13 protein-coding genes are annotated in these 16,102 nt (G+C 58.3%); 4 read left to right on the forward strand and 9 right to left on the reverse strand.

All coding sequences use genetic code 11. The annotated features are described in order from the left end of the window. The first annotated feature begins 57 nt into the window (after positions 1-57). A complete protein-coding gene (locus tag K3754_RS17595) occupies positions 58-1,074 on the forward strand; it encodes a Fe(3+) ABC transporter substrate-binding protein (RefSeq protein WP_259938953.1) in 1,017 nt (338 codons plus the stop codon). An 89-nt stretch (positions 1,075-1,163) separates the two neighbouring features. Next, positions 1,164-1,709 (forward strand): GNAT family N-acetyltransferase, encoded by a 546-nt coding sequence (locus K3754_RS17600; protein ID WP_259938954.1) that lies wholly within the window; start codon positions 1,164-1,166, stop codon positions 1,707-1,709. Here the strand turns inward: K3754_RS17600 and K3754_RS17605 are convergent. The 8 genes from K3754_RS17605 to K3754_RS17640 all read right to left on the reverse strand — a co-directional run bounded on the left by K3754_RS17605 (position 1,706) and on the right by K3754_RS17640 (position 12,007). Beyond that, a complete protein-coding gene (locus K3754_RS17605) occupies positions 1,706-3,370 on the reverse strand; it encodes an iron ABC transporter permease (protein ID WP_259938955.1) in 1,665 nt (554 codons plus the stop codon). The two genes, K3754_RS17600 and K3754_RS17605, sit on opposite strands and share 4 nt — an antisense overlap. Before the next feature lie 60 nt (positions 3,371-3,430). Further along, positions 3,431-4,639 (reverse strand): phenylacetate--CoA ligase family protein, encoded by a 1,209-nt coding sequence (locus K3754_RS17610; protein WP_259938957.1) that lies wholly within the window; start codon positions 4,637-4,639, stop codon positions 3,431-3,433. A 48-nt stretch (positions 4,640-4,687) separates the two neighbouring features. Next, a complete protein-coding gene (locus tag K3754_RS17615) occupies positions 4,688-5,524 on the reverse strand; it encodes an ABC transporter ATP-binding protein (protein WP_203209846.1) in 837 nt (278 codons plus the stop codon). A gap of 68 nt (positions 5,525-5,592) precedes the next feature. Next, entirely contained in the window at positions 5,593-6,876 is a 1,284-nt protein-coding gene (locus K3754_RS17620) for an ABC transporter substrate-binding protein (protein ID WP_259938958.1), read from the reverse strand. Positions 6,877-6,971: 95 nt separating this feature from the next. Next, a complete protein-coding gene (locus K3754_RS17625; RefSeq protein WP_037907039.1) occupies positions 6,972-8,048 on the reverse strand; it encodes a branched-chain amino acid ABC transporter permease in 1,077 nt (358 codons plus the stop codon). 67 nt (positions 8,049-8,115) lie between these two features. Beyond that, entirely contained in the window at positions 8,116-9,123 is a 1,008-nt protein-coding gene (locus K3754_RS17630; protein WP_259938960.1) for a branched-chain amino acid ABC transporter permease, read from the reverse strand. A 27-nt stretch (positions 9,124-9,150) separates the two neighbouring features. Beyond that, positions 9,151-9,909 carry an ABC transporter ATP-binding protein gene (locus K3754_RS17635; protein WP_238936727.1) on the reverse strand — a complete coding sequence of 253 codons (759 nt, stop codon included), beginning with the start codon at positions 9,907-9,909 and terminating at the stop codon, positions 9,151-9,153. Between the two features lie 127 nt (positions 9,910-10,036). Next, on the reverse strand, positions 10,037-12,007 hold the full coding sequence (locus K3754_RS17640; protein WP_259938963.1) for an AMP-binding protein: 1,971 nt from the start codon (positions 12,005-12,007) through the stop codon (positions 10,037-10,039). Between the two features lie 203 nt (positions 12,008-12,210). Here K3754_RS17640 and K3754_RS17645 point away from each other — a divergent pair, with 203 nt between their 5' ends. Next, a complete protein-coding gene (locus K3754_RS17645) occupies positions 12,211-14,121 on the forward strand; it encodes a PAS-domain containing protein (protein WP_259938965.1) in 1,911 nt (636 codons plus the stop codon). After that, complete coding sequence (locus K3754_RS17650) at positions 14,118-14,819, forward strand: response regulator transcription factor (protein WP_259938967.1); 702 nt, start codon at positions 14,118-14,120, stop codon at positions 14,817-14,819. Before K3754_RS17645 ends, K3754_RS17650 begins: the two co-directional genes overlap by 4 nt. On the opposite strand, the gene K3754_RS17655 is transcribed toward K3754_RS17650, so the two are convergent. Next, positions 14,816-16,012: a Zn-dependent hydrolase gene (locus tag K3754_RS17655; RefSeq protein ID WP_203209839.1), complete on the reverse strand. Its 1,197-nt coding sequence runs from the start codon at positions 16,010-16,012 to the stop codon at positions 14,816-14,818. The two genes, K3754_RS17650 and K3754_RS17655, sit on opposite strands and share 4 nt — an antisense overlap. Between the last annotated feature and the right edge of the window lie 90 nt (positions 16,013-16,102).

The following is a 16,102-nucleotide window of genomic DNA, read 5'->3' on the forward strand; positions in this document are numbered from 1 at the left end:
GGGAATCTGTTTCTTACTGTTTCAGTCAGGAAATTCTGGACAGTATGGAAAACCACTATGACCCACTTTAAGACAACAACATCTGCTGCCGCGCTGATCGCGCTGGCGCTTCCCGCTTTGGCTGATGGCGAGCTGAACCTCTATTCGTCGCGCCATTATGACACCGATGAACGGCTGTACTCCGATTTCACCGAACAGACCGGCATCACCATCAACCGTATCGAAGGCAAGGCTGACGAATTGCTGGCACGGATGCAGGCCGAGGGTGCGAATTCTCCTGCCGATCTTTTGCTGACCGTCGACACCAGCCGCCTGAAACGCGCCAAGGATATGGGCCTGTTGCAAGCCATCGACAGCGCGACGCTGGAAGCCAAGATCCCCGCAAACCTGCAGGACGACGACAACCAGTGGTACGGTTTCTCGCAGCGCGGCCGGATCATCTTTTATGACAAGGCCGGGGTCACAAACCCGCCGGCGACCTACATGGATCTGGCCGACCCAGCCTACAAAGGCCAGGTCTGTATCCGGTCTTCGACCAACACTTACAACCAGACCCTGCTGGCCTCCATCGTCACCCATGAGGGCGAAGAGAAAGCGACCGCGTGGGCGCAGGGCGTCGTGGACAACATGGCTCGCGCACCGCAGGGTGGCGACACCGACCAATTGCGTGGCATCGTCTCCGGCGAATGCGGGATTGCTGTTTCCAACACCTATTATTTTGCCCGCGCGATCCGCAAAGACGTCAAAGGCGTCAGCGCAGACATCGACAAGATTGGCGTGGTCTTCCCCGATCAGGACGGAAATGGCGCACATATGAACCTCTCGGGGGGCGGTGTGGCTGCCCATGCGCCGAACAAGGAGAACGCGATCAAGTTCCTTGAATACCTCGCATCCGACTCCGCGCAGGTTTATTTCTCCAACGGCAACGACGAATACCCGACAGTCGCGGGTGTGGAACTGGCCGATTCAGTGAAACAACTGGGTGAGTTCAAAGCGGACGACGTGAATCTGTCCGATGTGGCAGAGAACATTCCGACCGCGCAAAAGATTTTCAACACAGTGGGTTGGGAATAAGTCCAAAAAATCATTGGACCCTGTGATCGGTTTCGATCACCTTCTGGGGCGGACCTTTGGTCTGCCCCTTTTTTATGGTTGAGCCTGCTATGCACCCGAAATTTGATCCGCAACCGACGCTGCAAGACGGTGACCTCTGTCTGCGCCCTCTGACCGCAGATGACCGTGAGCCGTTGTTCGCAGCGGCCAGCGATCCTGCGATCTGGGCCGGACATCCCGCCAAGACCCGCCATGAACGGGCGGTTTTTGACCCCTATTTCGACAGTTTGCTGGCCAGTGGCGGCACTTTGGCCGTGACAGAGCGCAGCAGTGGACGGGTGATCGGATGCTCACGCTATTACGAGGCGCCTGACCATCCCGGAAGCGTGTCGATCGGTTATACTTTCCTCAGGAGGGACCATTGGGGCGGCGGCACCAACCACGCGATGAAAGCGCTGATGTTTGCCCATGCCTTTGACGTGGTGGATGACGTCTGGCTGCACATTGATCCCGGTAACATTCGCTCGCAGCGGGCCACTGCGAAACTCGGGGCAAAGCGGGTCTGTGATGCAAAGCTGTCAATGGGCGGCAAATCGGGTGTCTGGCAATGCTGGCGGATCACCCGCGCAGACTGGAAAGCCGGTTTGGCCGGTTAACGTTTGCGTCCGACTTGACGGCAAATCAGGATCACCGGCAGCAGGCCCATCGCCACAATCACAAGTGACGGCACCGCCGCCCCTTCAAGGCGCTCATCACTGGCCAGCCGGTAGGCCTGCACCGCCAATGTGTCATAGTTGAAGGGCCGCATGATCAGGGTCGCTGGCAGTTCTTTCATCACATCAACAAAGACGATCAGCAACGCGGTCAGCAGGCTCGGCGCAAGGATCGGAAGATGCACCCGCCGCAGGGTGCCAAGCGGAGTTTGCCCCAATGACCGTGCGGCGGCGTCCATATTGGCATGCACCATTGCCTGTCCGCCCTCATAAGCGCCAAGCGCCGCCGCGAGAAAACGCACCAGATAGGCCGCGATCAACAGCCAGATTGATCCGGTGATGAGCAACCCTGTCGAGATGTCAAAGGTCGCCCGCATCCAGGCATCAAAAGCATTGTCAAAGGCCGCAAAAGGCACCAGCAGTCCCACCGCGATCACGCCCCCCGGCACAGCATATCCCAGCCGCGCCACATAGGCCGATCCGTTGGACAGACGCCCCGGTCGAAGGCGTTGAAAGAACCCGACAGAGATTGCCGCGCAGACCGTTACAACCGCAGCGATCCCCGCCAGTGTGACAGAATTCTGGATGAACCCCAGATAACGCGGACTGAACAGATTTTGCTCTGATCCCAGCCCCATCACCAACAGAACGGCAATTGGCAGTACCGCGCCAAAGACCACCGGAATACCGCAAACAATCATAGCGGCCGCCGCGCCCCAGCCCTTGAGTTGAATGGGTGGCATCGCCTGACTGCGGCGGGACGGATCGTGGTATTTGGCCCGCCCCCGTTGGATGCGTTCCAGCAGCGCCAGCAGCAATGCAAAGCTGAGCAAGCAAAGCGCCAGTTGCGCCGCCCCGGCCCTGTCGAACATCGAAAACCAGGAGGTGTAGATGCCGGTGGCAAAGGTCTGCACCCCGAAATAGGCGACAGTGCCAAAATCCGCGATGGTCTCCATCACCGCCAACAACACACCGCCAGCGATGGCAGGTCGGGCCAAGGGCAGGCTGACCTTGAAAAACGCGGCCCATGCGCTGGACCCCAAGGCGCGAGCCGCCAAAAAGGTTGTGCCACTTTGTTGCAGAAACGCGGCGCGGGCCAACAGGTAAACATAAGGATAGAGGACAAGCACCAGCATCGCCGCCGCGCCGCCCAGTGATCGGATTTCGGGAAACCAATAATCGCGCGGGCCCCAGCCGGTCACATCCCGCAGGGTCGCTTGGACAATACCGGGGTGATCCAGCACATGGGTGTAGGCATAGGCCAGCACATAGGCCGGAAAGGCCAAGGGCAGAACCAGCGCAATCTCAAGGATTTTCACAGCTGGAAAACGGGTCATTGTCACAAGCCACGCCGCCCCTACGCCAATGGCAAATGTCCCGATCGACACCAGAAGAACCAGCAACAGCGTGGTCGCCGCATAGCGGCCCAGAACGGTGTCGATCAGATGCGCCACCGTATCCGTGCCGCCGCTCAGCGCGGCAATCAGGACCGCCAGCATCGGCAAAGCGCAGATCACGGCCACCAGTACGGACACAAACGAAAGCACCCGTATCCCGTCGCGCGGGGCGGTTCTGGCTGCTGTTTGTGTCGGGTTCAGGGTCATGCCCCTATTTCGACGATTCTGCTCAGGAATACCAGTGCAGCGGCACCAGATGGCACGGGTTTAGTCGTAGCTGCGCTGATCCTCGATCACCAACCCGTCCCTGGGCAGGCTGCCGGGAGCGACCACTTCGATCTTGCCCTTGAGCTTGAGCAATTGCTGAACCGATTGGGCATATGCATCCGCATCACCGCCGTCCGCTTCGATCTGGACGGTCATCACGTCGGTTTCCCCTGCACGGCTGGCCACGACACGGGCCTTCGCGACCTCGGCGTGGTGGGCGACCAGCTCGGCCACCTGTTCGGGGCGAACAAACATGCCCTTGATCTTGGTGGTCTGATCAGCGCGGCCCATCCAGCCCTTGATCCGCATGTTCGTGCGCCCGCAAGGCGATGTGCCGTCCATGGCCGCGCTCAGATCGCCGGTGGCGAAACGGATCAGCGGATAATCGGGGTTCAGGGAGGTCACAACGACCTCGCCCACTTCGCCCGGGGCGACAGGATCACCGGTGCCGGGCGTTACAATCTCCACGATCACACCTTCATCGACGATCATGCCTTCCATCGCGGGGGTCTCATAGGCAATGTTGCCCAGATCAGCGGTGGCATAACACTGCAAACAGGCGATACCGCGATCGATGTAATAGCTCCGCAGGGATGGGAACAGCGCACCGCCACCCACGGCAGCTTTGGTGATCTTGAGCGTCTCGCCCATCTCGTCGGCTTTTTCGAGGATGATTTTGAGGTAATCGGGCGTGCCAGCATATCCGGTGGTACCGACATCGACCGCCGCACGGACCTGCAATTCGGTCTGGCCGGTGCCCGCAGGCAAGACCTTGGCCCCAACCGCCCGCGCACCGCTTTCAAACATATGGCCTGCCGGGGTCAGGTGATAGCCGAAACAGTTCTGCACGATGTCACCTGTGCCAAATCCGGCCGCATGCAGAAACCGGCCCATGCGCCAGAAATCGGCCACACTGGTGCTGCCGGGCTCGTAAATCGGACCGGGCGATTGGAACACATGGGTGACATTGCTGACCGCGATACCGCCAAAGGGTGGATTTTGCTTTTGCCAACCGGACAGATCGGATTTGCGCAGCACTGGCAGCGCCACAAGATCTGCTGCAGTTTGTACGGTTGCGGCGGCCTCGCGCCATTCAGCCGGGGCTTCGGTTATGGCCGCAAGACGGCTGCGCAAAAGCGCGGATTGCTCCGCCGCGCGCTGGTCGGCGCTGCGCGTTTCCTGTTCGTCAAAGAAAGAGGTGCTGGCCATGGCATCTACCCCGGTTAAAATTGCAATAAAATCGGTCTTGGGATGGGTTTAGCTGAGCCAACGCTTGCGGCGGCGATAGCTGCGCACGTCGCGGAAGGATTTGCGCCCCTCATCGGACATTCCCAGATAAAATTCTTTAACGTCCTTGTTCTCACGCAGGTCGGCGGCGGGGCCGTCCATCACCACACGGCCCGATTCAAGGATGTAGCCATAGTGGGCGTAGCGCAGGGCAACGTTGGTGTTCTGTTCCGCAAGAAGGAAAGTCACGCCTTCCTTTTCGTTGATCGCTTTGACGATCTCAAAGATCTGTTCCACCAACTGCGGCGCAAGACCCATGGATGGCTCGTCCAGCAAAATGGTCTCGGGGCGGCTCATCAAGGCGCGGCCCACGGCGCACATCTGCTGTTCGCCGCCTGAGGTATAGCCCGCCTGACTTTTGCGGCGCTCTTTCAAGCGGGGGAAATAGTTGTAAACCATTTCGAGATCTGCGGCGATGGCGGCTTTGCCGTCGGTGCGGGTATAGGCACCCGTCATCAGATTCTCTTCGATGGTCAGGTGCTCAAAGCAGTGACGGCCTTCCATCACCTGCACGACACCCTTTTTCACGGTTTCAGCGGGATCTGCGTCCTGAATATCGAGGCCGCGGTATTTGATTGACCCCTTGGTCACTTCACCACGCTCAGAGGCCAGCAAACCCGAGATCGCTTTCAGCGTCGTGGTTTTGCCCGCGCCATTGCCACCGAGCAAGGCAGTGATGCCACCCTTGGGCACGTTCAGGCTCACGCCTTTCAACACAAGGATCACGTGATTGTAGATCACCTCGATATTGTTGACTTCAAGGACGTTATCGACCTGAGTCTCGGCGGTATTGGCAGCATCCAGCATGGGGCAAACCCTTCATAAAAATCGTGGGATCTCTGGCCGCAACGGGTGCTGCGGCCAGAGGGAAACGGTTACTTACAACCCGCTTCGATGTTGTTCTCGGATGCATAGGCACCCGAATCCTCGTCGATCAACGGCTGGATCACGGACATGTCTGTTTCGGAGAACTCAGAGATCAGCTTCCACTCTTTTGCGGTCGCGTCCCACTGGGTCATGCCGATCAAGCCCGGACCACCGTGGTTTTCACAGGACACGCTGAAGGATGGACCAAAGTTTGGCATGCCGAGGTCGGCCATTTTCGCTTCTGTGATCTCCAGGTTTTCCATGCCATCGCGCATCATCGCTGGGGTGATGTCGGCGGTGCCGTGGATTTCCTGCGCGGTTTTTGCCGCTTCGGCTGCCAGCATCGCGGCATAGAGGCCACGGTTGTACAGGACGGTCCCGATCTGATCGCCCGCACCGGCCGCTTTGCCTGCATCGACAACGTGCTTTTTGATGTCGTCAAACACCGGGAAGTCATCGCCAACGCCGTGGAATGTCAGAGCCTTGTAGCCGTCGGCCTTGTCGCCCGCTGCCAGAACGTCGTTCTCGGAACCGGACCACCAGATGCCAATGAAGTTTTCCATTGGGAAACGGATGTTGGCCGCTTCTTGAACCGCAACCTGGTTCATCACGCCCCAGCCGTACATGATCACGTAATCAGGCTTGTCGCGGCGGATTTGCAGCCACTGGGATTTCTGTTCCTGACCGGGGTGGTCAACAGGCACTTCCTTGAATTCAAAGCCGTGCTTGGCGGACAGTTCCTGCAGTGTGCGGATCGGCTCTTTGCCGTAGGCGGAGTTGTGATAGACCAGAGCAATTTTTTTGCCCTTCAGATCACCACCGTTCTCGCTCAGCAGATAGTTGATCGCGCCGGAGGCACCGTTCCAGTAGTTGGCAGGATAGTTGAACGTGTGGCTGAACACTTTGCCGTTTGCAGCAGACGTCCGGCCATAGCCCATGGTGTGCATCGGGATATTGTCAGCCGTGGTTTTTGGGATCAGCTGGTATGTGATACCTGTGGACAGCGGTTGATACACCAAAGCGCCTTCGCCCTTGGTGGATTCGTAGCATTCCACACCTTTTTCGGTGTTATAGCCGGTTTCACATTCGATCACCTTGGCCATCACGCCGCCGATGCCGCCGTCACGGGCGTTCAGCATGGTGAAATAATCCGCATAGCCATCAGCGAACGGGATGCCGCCAGCGGCGTATGGGCCGGTCCGATAGCTCAGGCTTGGGAATACAAGATCCGCCATGACTGGGCTTGCCGCCATCAGGCCTGCAACGGCCAGTGTACCTAGTTTATATTTCATCGGTGTTTCCTCCCTTGGATATTATCCGATTTCCGTAGGGCGGGGGTCACCCCGCCATCGACGGGGTTCGCCCCGTCGTCTTCCCATGGCCTTCCCTAGTGCGGGAAGGGCCACAATCTCAGTTTCTCTTTGGCCACGCGCCACAGTTGTGCCAGGCCATGTGGTTCCGCGATCAGGAATACAACGATCAGACCACCCACGATAACAAGCTGCAAGTGTGCGACGATATCCGTGGGCCATCCCAGCCAATCCACGCCGACAATTTTCAACAGCACCGGCAACAACACAAGGAAAGCCGCGCCAGCAAAAGAACCAAAGATGGAGCCAAGGCCGCCGATGATGATCATGAAGAGCACGAGGAAAGATTTGGTGATGCCGAAGGCTTCGCCAACTTCCACGGCGCCCAGATAGATCGCAAAGAACAGCGCGCCCGAGATACCGATAAAGAACGAGGACACCGCGAAAGCCGTCAGTTTGGCCCGCAGCGGGTTCACCCCGATGATTTCGGCGGCGATGTCCATATCGCGGATCGCCATCCATTTGCGCCCGACAGAGCCGCGCGTCAGGTTCCGTGCCACCAGCGCCGATGCGATGGTGAAGATCAGGCAGAACATATAGGTCGCCCAGGCCTCGGTATTGGGGCCAGTGATCAGGATGCCAAAGGTGTCACGCTCAGGTGCGTTGATCTGGCCAGAGGCAGAGTAGTTGTAGAACCACGGCACACGGTTGAAGAGCCAGACCAGAAAGAACTGTGCCGCCAGTGTCGCCACCGCAAGGTAGAACCCTTTGATCCGCAGCGATGGCAGGCCAAACAGAACCCCCACTGCGGCTGTGATCAGCCCCGCAAGCAGAACGTGGATGAACATGCTGACATCGGGCATCGCCGTCATCAGCTTGTAACAGGCATATGCGCCCACCGCCATGAACCCACCGGTGCCAAGCGAGACCTGACCGCAATATCCCACAAGGATGTTGAGTCCGATGGCCGCAATTGCGTAGATCAGGAACGGCAACAGGAACGAGTTTGCCCAGTAATCGTTGATGATGAACGGGATCACAAAGATCGCGATAAACAGCACCACATAGTACCGGTAACGGTCGAATTTGATCGGGAATGTCTGCTGGTCCTCGGCGTAGGACGTGTTGAAATCGCCGGCTTCACGGTAGAACATTTAGAAGCTCCCTCTCAAGTATTCGGTCGGGTGGGTTTGCGCCCACCGCTGCTGCGATGTGGTGTTTTCAAACACGCTCAATGATCTTCTCCCCGAAGAGGCCTTGCGGCCGGAAGACAAGGAACAAGAGCGCCAGCATATAGGCAAACCAGTTCTCGGTCGCACCGCCAAGGAAGGGTGCGCCGATCAGGAATTCAAAGAGCTTTTCACCCACACCGATAATCAAGCCACCGACAATTGCGCCGGGGATCGAGGTAAAGCCGCCCAGCATCAGCACCGGCAGTGCCTTGAGCGCGATCAGCGACAGCGAGAACTGCACGCCGGATTTTGCACCCCACATGATGCCCGCCACCAGCGCGACAAAACCTGCCAGCGACCAGACCAGGATCCAGATAAAGTTAAGCGATACACCCACAGACAAAGCCGCCTGGTGATCATCCGCCACGGCCCGCATCGCGCGGCCCTGCTTGGTGTATTGGGCAAACATCACAAGACCAACCACGAGGACGACCGCAACAATGCTGGCGACAATATCGAGGTTGTCGATAAAGAAGCCGTAACCGAAGGCGTTATAGGTTGTCTCGTCAATCCAGAGGTTCAGACCTTGCGGAAGGCACGCGCCCTCTGCCGCGCAGACGTTCAGCGACTTGATCTCAGACCCCCACATCAGATCGGCAACCCCTTCGAGGAAATATGCCAGACCGATGGTTGCCATGAACAGGATGATGGGTTCCTGCCCGACCAGATGCCGGAACACGAACCGCTGCACACAGACCGCCAGCAGCACCATCACCGCAACGGTGATAATAATCGCGATGGCGGAATGCACATGCCAGCCAAAATGGTGCACATCGGTGCCCAAAATGGCATTGATCAAATGCGAGAACGGCACTTGTCCGTTCTGGATACCGACCAGCGTCATCGCCGCAAACAGCGCCATAACCCCTTGGGCATAGTTGAAAATGCCAGACGCTTTGTAGATCAGGACAAAGCCCAGCGCGACCAGCGCATAAAGAACCCCGGCCATCAGGCCATTGAGGAACACTTCGATTGTAAAAGCCAGTTGTTCGGGCATCAGAATGCTCCCTTTTCAATCAAATGCTCAGTCATGGGCCACCCCCAGATAGGCATCAATCACGTCTTGGTTGTTGCGCACGTCGTCAGGTGTGCCGTCGCCAATCTTCTTACCGTAGTCCATCACGACCACACGGTCGGACAGGTCCATAACCACGCCCATGTCGTGTTCGATCAGGGCAATCGTGGTGCCGAATTCGTCATTCACATCCAGAATAAAGCGGCTCATGTCCTCTTTTTCTTCGACGTTCATGCCTGCCATCGGCTCATCCAGCAGCAGGATCGATGGCTCCGCCGCCAAGGCCCGCGCCAGTTCCACACGTTTTTTCAAACCGTAGGACAGACGCGAAACCGGCGTTTTGCGGATCGCCTGAATTTCCAGGAAATCGATGATCTTTTCCGCGACTTCGCGGTTGGCGATCTCTTCCTGCTCGGCTTTGCCCTTCCAAAAGGACTGGGCAAACAGGCCAGTGTTCATATGGGTCAAACGGCCGGTCATCACATTGTCGAGCACCGACATCCCTTCGAACAGGGCGATGTTCTGGAATGTGCGGGCGATGCCCTGCTCGGCAACCTGAAACGGTTTCATCGCGGGACGGCGGCTGCCTTTGTACCAGACCTCGCCTTCCTGTGGGACGTAAAAGCCGCTGATCACATTGAGCATTGACGATTTGCCGGCGCCGTTCGGGCCGATGATCGCACGGATCTCGCCTTCGCGGATGTCAAAGGAGATATCCTTAATCGCCTCCACCCCGCCAAAACGGAGGGTGATGTTTTTCATCTCCATCACCACAGGCCCGATCGTGCGCCCGTCTTCGGTGGTATAGCTTTCTGCAGTTGCGTTCACACCGCGCCCCCCTTTACCCTGAGTTCAATTCTTTGCCGTTCCATCCATGCGGGCCTTGTTTGCCCTGTCATTCCGCAGCCATCTTTTGGGCCACAGGTGCCACTTTGGCTTCACGCACTTCCAATGTGGCCTTGATGCTGCCTTTACGGCCATCCTCATAGGTCACTTCGGTTTCGGTGCTGACGGATTTGGACCCGTCATAAAGCGCGGTGATAATGTCGTGGAACTTTTCCTCGATGATACGGCGGCGCACCTTGCGGGTCCGGGTCAGTTCGCCGTCATCCGCGTCCAGTTCTTTGTGCAGAACCACAAACCGATGGACTTGGCAGCCCGACAGCATCGCGTCCTCTGCCACCGATTTGTTAACCTCTTCTACATGGCTTTGGATCGTGTCCATTACCTGCGGATGGCGCGCCAGTTCCTGATAGGAGGCATAGCCGATGTTGTTGCGCTCGGCCCAGTTGCCAACGGCGGTCAGGTCAATGTTGATGAAGGCCGTGCATTCATCCCGGCCATTGCCAAAGACCACGGCCTCCAGAATATTCGGGAAGAACTTGAGTTTGTTCTCTACATACTTCGGCGCAAAGAGCGATCCATCTGCCATCTGGCCCACGTCCTTGGCCCGGTCGATGATCCGTAGATGGCCGGAACCCTCTTCGATAAAGCCCGCATCGCCCGTCGCGACCCAGCCTTCGGCGTCTTTTGTGTCTGCCGTGCTTTCGGCGTTTTTGTAGTATTCCACAAACACCCCCGGAGACCGGTAGAACACTTCTCCATTGTCCGCGATCTTCAGTTCGACACCCGGACAGGTCACGCCAACGGTGTCACTGCGCACTTCGCCATCGGGCTGCGCGGTGATAAACACGGTTGCTTCGGTCTGACCATAAAGCTGTTTGAGGTTGATCCCAAGCGAGCGGTAGAAATCAAAAATCTCGGGGCCAATCGCCTCGCCCGCTGTATAGCCAACCCGCACACGGCTAAAGCCAAGCGTGTTTTTCAGCGGCCCATAGATGCACAATTCGCCCAGTTGATATTTCAGGCGATCCCAGCCGCCAACGGGTTTGCCATCCAGAATACTGGGGCCAACCTTGCGGGCATGGGCCATGAAATAATCAAACAGGCGCTTTTTGAAGGGGCTGGCGTCTTCCATGCGGATCATGACGTTGGTCAGCTGGGTCTCGAACACGCGCGGCGGAGCAAAGTAGTAGGTCGGCCCAATCTCGCGCAGATCGACATGCATCGTTTCTGCGCTTTCCGGGCAGTTCGTGCAAAAGCCGGTCCACATCGCCTGACCAACGGAAAAAATGAAATCGCCCACCCAGGCCATCGGCAGATAGGCCAGGATATCATCGGTCTGACGCAGGTTATCAAACTCAGACGAAGACTTCGCCGTTTCAATGATGTTGCGGTTTGACAGAACAACGCCCTTGGGCTTGCCGGTGGTGCCGGAGGTATAAAGCATCACGCCGGTGCTGTCATAATCCAGCTTGGCCGTGCGGCGCTCCAGTTCTTTGATGTATTCGTCATGGGCTGCGCGGCCCTGATCCTGCACATGGCTGTACTGGTGCAATGTCGTGTGGTCATATTTGCGCAAGCCGCGCGGATCGAGGTAAATCAGATGTTCGAACTGGTGCAGACCTTCCTGCACTTCGATCACCTTATCGACCTGTTCCTGATCACCAACGATCACAAACCGCGCGCCGCAATGCCCCAGAACATAAGCCATCTCTTCGGCGTTGGCGTCCTGATAAAGCGGAACAGGCACGGCACCGACCATCTCGGCGGCGACCATTGCCCAGTAAAGATACGGACGGTTGCGCCCGATCACCGCGACAAAGTCACCCTCGTTCACGCCAAGGTTCATCAACCCCAGTGCAAGCGCCTGAACCTCCTCGTGGGTTTCAGCCCAGGTCCAGCTTTGCCAGATGCCATATTCCTTTTCGCGATACGCCGGGGCATTCGCGAATTTCGTTGCGTTGCGTTGCAAAAGCGCCGGAACGGACTGCGGTCCGTCGGCGCGCGTCAGCGGCTTGGCCAATTTGTATTCCTCCCATACCCGCCACTTTGGCGAGCCAGATCACTTGTGCGATTCTCTTCCTCACAAGGATGTTGGGATTAGACTGACGGTCAACTTTTTCCTGAAGTTTTCTCAATCCTTACGAATTGTTACACAGCAAAAAGACCTGTTTGCACCCTTGGCGCATGCCCGTTTTGGGTGTTAGCGATAAGGCAGGGGGCACAATGACACTGAGCGATGCACAAACCAAGGCGATGACTTCCGCAGGGCTGAACCTGATCGTACAGGCCCTGACAATCTATGATTCCGATCTGCGCCTTGTTGTCTGCAACGCCCCGTTTCAGCAGATGTTCAATCTGCCCGATGCACTGGTCACGCCCGGCGCCCCGTTTGAAGACACGATCCGCCATCTGGCAAAACGCGGCGAATATGGCCATGTCTCGGATCTTGAGGAGTTCGTCACCGAACGGGTCGAACAGGCCCGCGCTTTCAAACCGCATTACATGGAACGGACCCGCGCCAATGGCCGCACCATCAGCGTGGAAGGCTCCCCTTTGCCTCAGGGCGGCTGGGTCACGGTTTACACCGACATCACCCGCACCAAGCAACAAGAGGCGCTGTTGCGGGCGCGGTCCGACGCCCTGAGCGATCAGGTATTGGCCCATGCCGAACAATTGTCAGCGACCAACCGCGAACTGGCGGCGATGATCACAACGCTTGAAGAGACCAAGCGTCAGCTCACCGAAAGCGAAGCCCGCACCCGCCTGACCACCGAGATGATGCCAGCCCATATTGCGCATGTGAACGCCGATGGCATCTACACCTATTCGAACCGCAGATTGTCGTCAGTTATCCCCGGAAGACCTAGTAATATCATAGGCTTAACCAGTCGTCAGGCTTTGGGCGCTTCCGCCTATGAACGCATTGCACCATCGCTGGCCAAAGCCTATGCCGGTGATCCATCTGTGCTTGAATTTACCGACGATCACAGCGCCCGTCGCATCCGTGTCGCCTTTACCCCTGACACCCGTGGCGGCATCTACATTCTGTCGATGGACATCACCGAGGAAACCCAAACCCGCGTTGCTCTGCAGCAAACCCGCAAACGGGAATTGGCCGCACAAATGATCTCCGGTCTGGCGCATGATTTTTCCAATCTTCTGACCATTATCCTCGGCCTGCAATCCCGGCTTGGCCGATTGCCGGATATGCCCGGCGCCGCGGATGAACTGATCGAAGGCACTCTGGCTGTGGCGCGGCGCGGCGGAGCCCTGCTCAGCGCGATTGCGGATGTGACCGGCCCCAGAGCCCTGCGCCCCACGGCCACTGATCTGAGCCTTTTTCTCCGTGATTTTGAAACCTTGGCCGCCCCCACATTGCCCGATGGCATGACCCTCACGGTGCTGGATGAAGCGCCAGAAACCCTCGCTCTGCTGGACAAAGGCATGGTTCAGGACAGCCTGTTGAACCTGATCCTGAACGCCCGCGACGCCTGCGGCAAAAGCGGACATATCACCCTCGCACAGCGCATTGTGCACGACACCTGGATCGAATGGGTAATGCAAGACAGCGGGCCGGGGTTTTCTGCCAAGGCACTGGAGAAGGGCATTGATCCGTTTTTCACCACCAAGGGCAGTGAAGGATCGGGGCTTGGCCTGTCGATGGTCTATGACCTGACCAAATCCGCGGGGGGCGATCTGCGCCTGTCCAATGGAAGGGGCGGCGGGGCGCAGGTGGTGCTGCGCCTGCCCTATCGCCCGGCGCTTCATGCCACCACGGGCATGGTCCTGCTGGTGGAAGACGAAGACGATCTACGCGCTGGCGTCCGTGATATGTTAATGAGCCTTGGCCATTCGGTGATCGAAGCCACCAGCGCGGATGAGGCCACGGCCTTGCTCGCCGACCTGCCCGATATTGCCATGGTACTGTCTGACATCCAACTGATCGGTGAGGCAACGGGCCTTGATCTGGCAGGACGGGTGAACCGCAAGCTGCCATTCATCTTGATGACCTCTTTGCCCAAGGATCACGCGTTGTTCCTCAAGGCGCAAACCCTTGCACCGGTCCTGCAAAAACCCTTCACCGCCGCCGATCTGGCCGCCTTGATCACCCCCAATGAGGTTGCTGCCGAATGACCAAACCGCTTGTCACTATTCTGGACGATGAGCCGGAGATCCGCCGCATGCTTGTTGACGTGCTCGAAGAGGCTGGTTTTGCAACTCTCAGCTTTGGCCGCGCCCACGCGTTCGAGGCGGCTTTGGCCAAACATACCCCCGATGTCTGCCTCGTGGACCTCAGCTTGCCTGACACCGATGGGCTAACCCTCGTACATCGCCTCGCGCTGGAACAGGGTGCAATCGTGATCATCATTTCGGGCCGATCTCAGGTGCAGGATCGTGTCACGGGGTTGGAGTTGGGCGCAGATGACTACATCATCAAACCTTTCGACCCGGCCGAAGTGGTGGCTCGCATCCGCGCCCGCCTGCGCAACACCAAACCCGCCCCCCAGGCCGGTGACACAGCCAGCTTCAGCGGCTGGACCGCGCATTTTGACCGTTACATCCTTGAGGATGACGCAGGTGGTGAAACCCCGTTTTCCCATGCCGAAGGCGAGGTGTTGCGCCTGTTTCTCGACAGTCCCAAACGCCTGATCAGCCGGACGCAGATGCAAGAAAGCCTTGGCGGCGCGGCCTCCGAAAGCTTTGACCGGGCCATGGACGTCCGCATCTCGCGGCTGCGCACCAAGCTGCGCGAAGACCCCAAGAACCCGCAGCTGATCAAGACCATCTATGGCGCGGGCTATATCTTTCTCGGCGACGTCAGCTGGACCTAACCCAACTGCGCAACTGCCCCGGCCAAGACCTTCAGCCCGGCCACCAGATCCACCTCATTTGTGTCTTCCTCAAAGGCATGGCTGATCCCATCAATGGACGGCACAAACAGCATCGCAACAGGCATCAGGCGCGATACATTTGTGGCGTCATGCAACGCCCCCGACGGCATTCCCCGCCAGCGCCCCGGCGCCACCGCTTCGGCCTGCGCCTCCAATGCCCCGCGCAACCGCGCATCCATCGCCACCGGCTCCAGCCCCAACAGCGGCCCATAGTCCAGCGTCAAATCACCCGCCAGCGCCACCTCATGGGCCGTGTCGCGGATGATCTGCTCCATCCGGTCCAAACGGTCTGAATTTCCATCGCGCCACTGCATTGAAAACGCTGCCCGCCCCGGCACGATGGAAGAGGCATTGGGATGCAAGGACACATGCCCGATGGTCCAAACCGTGCTGGGCGTCACTACATTGCGCAGCCGGTCATTCAGCAATGTGTTGAACGCCGAGACCGCCTGAAACGCATCACGGCGCAGATGCATGGGCGTTGTACCCGCATGGTTCTGCTGGCCGTCAAAGGTGATCTTCATTTCACGGATGCCGACAATATCCGTGACCACGCCAATCTGCTCATTTGCAGTATCCAGCGTTGGTCCCTGCTCGATATGCATCTCGATAAAGCCAGTGAACTGGCATGGATCAACGTCACCCGTCACCCGGTCTGCCATGGCGACCCGCGCATCGGCCAGCCGCACGCCCGCATGATCTGTCAGCGCATCAGCAGTCTCTTGTGAAAGATGCCCCGCCCAGACCGCCGATCCTGTGGTCACGCCAAACCGGCCCTCTTCATCCTGAAACGACACCACGGAGACCGCAGGCCCGCCCGCCTCCTGTGCGGCGCGGGCCACCTCCAATCCCGCGATCACGCCCAGCGCACCATCCAGCCATCCACCTTCCGGCTGGCTGTCAGAATGCGAGCCAAGCAAGATCGACGGCCCCTCCGCCAAGCCAAAGAGATTGCCCATGGGGTCTACTGCAACGGTCAGACCCGCCGCGCGCATCTGGCCTGCAAGCCAATCACGTGCCGCCAGATCAGGCGCCGAATAGGCCGGGCGCACAACGCCTTTGCCCACGCCAGACGCACCAAATCCGCGCAAAGCATGAAGATCCGCAAGGAATCGCGCTGCATCTATCTGCATGATGCCCCCCTCTTTCTTTTTGGCAAAAAAATACTCTGGGGGAGTTTGAGGGGGCAATGCCCCCTCATCAACCAAATAATATCGAATGCG

It is taken from the genome of Sulfitobacter sp. M368 (assembly GCF_025141875.1).
GTDB classification, from domain to species: domain Bacteria; phylum Pseudomonadota; class Alphaproteobacteria; order Rhodobacterales; family Rhodobacteraceae; genus Sulfitobacter; species Sulfitobacter mediterraneus_A.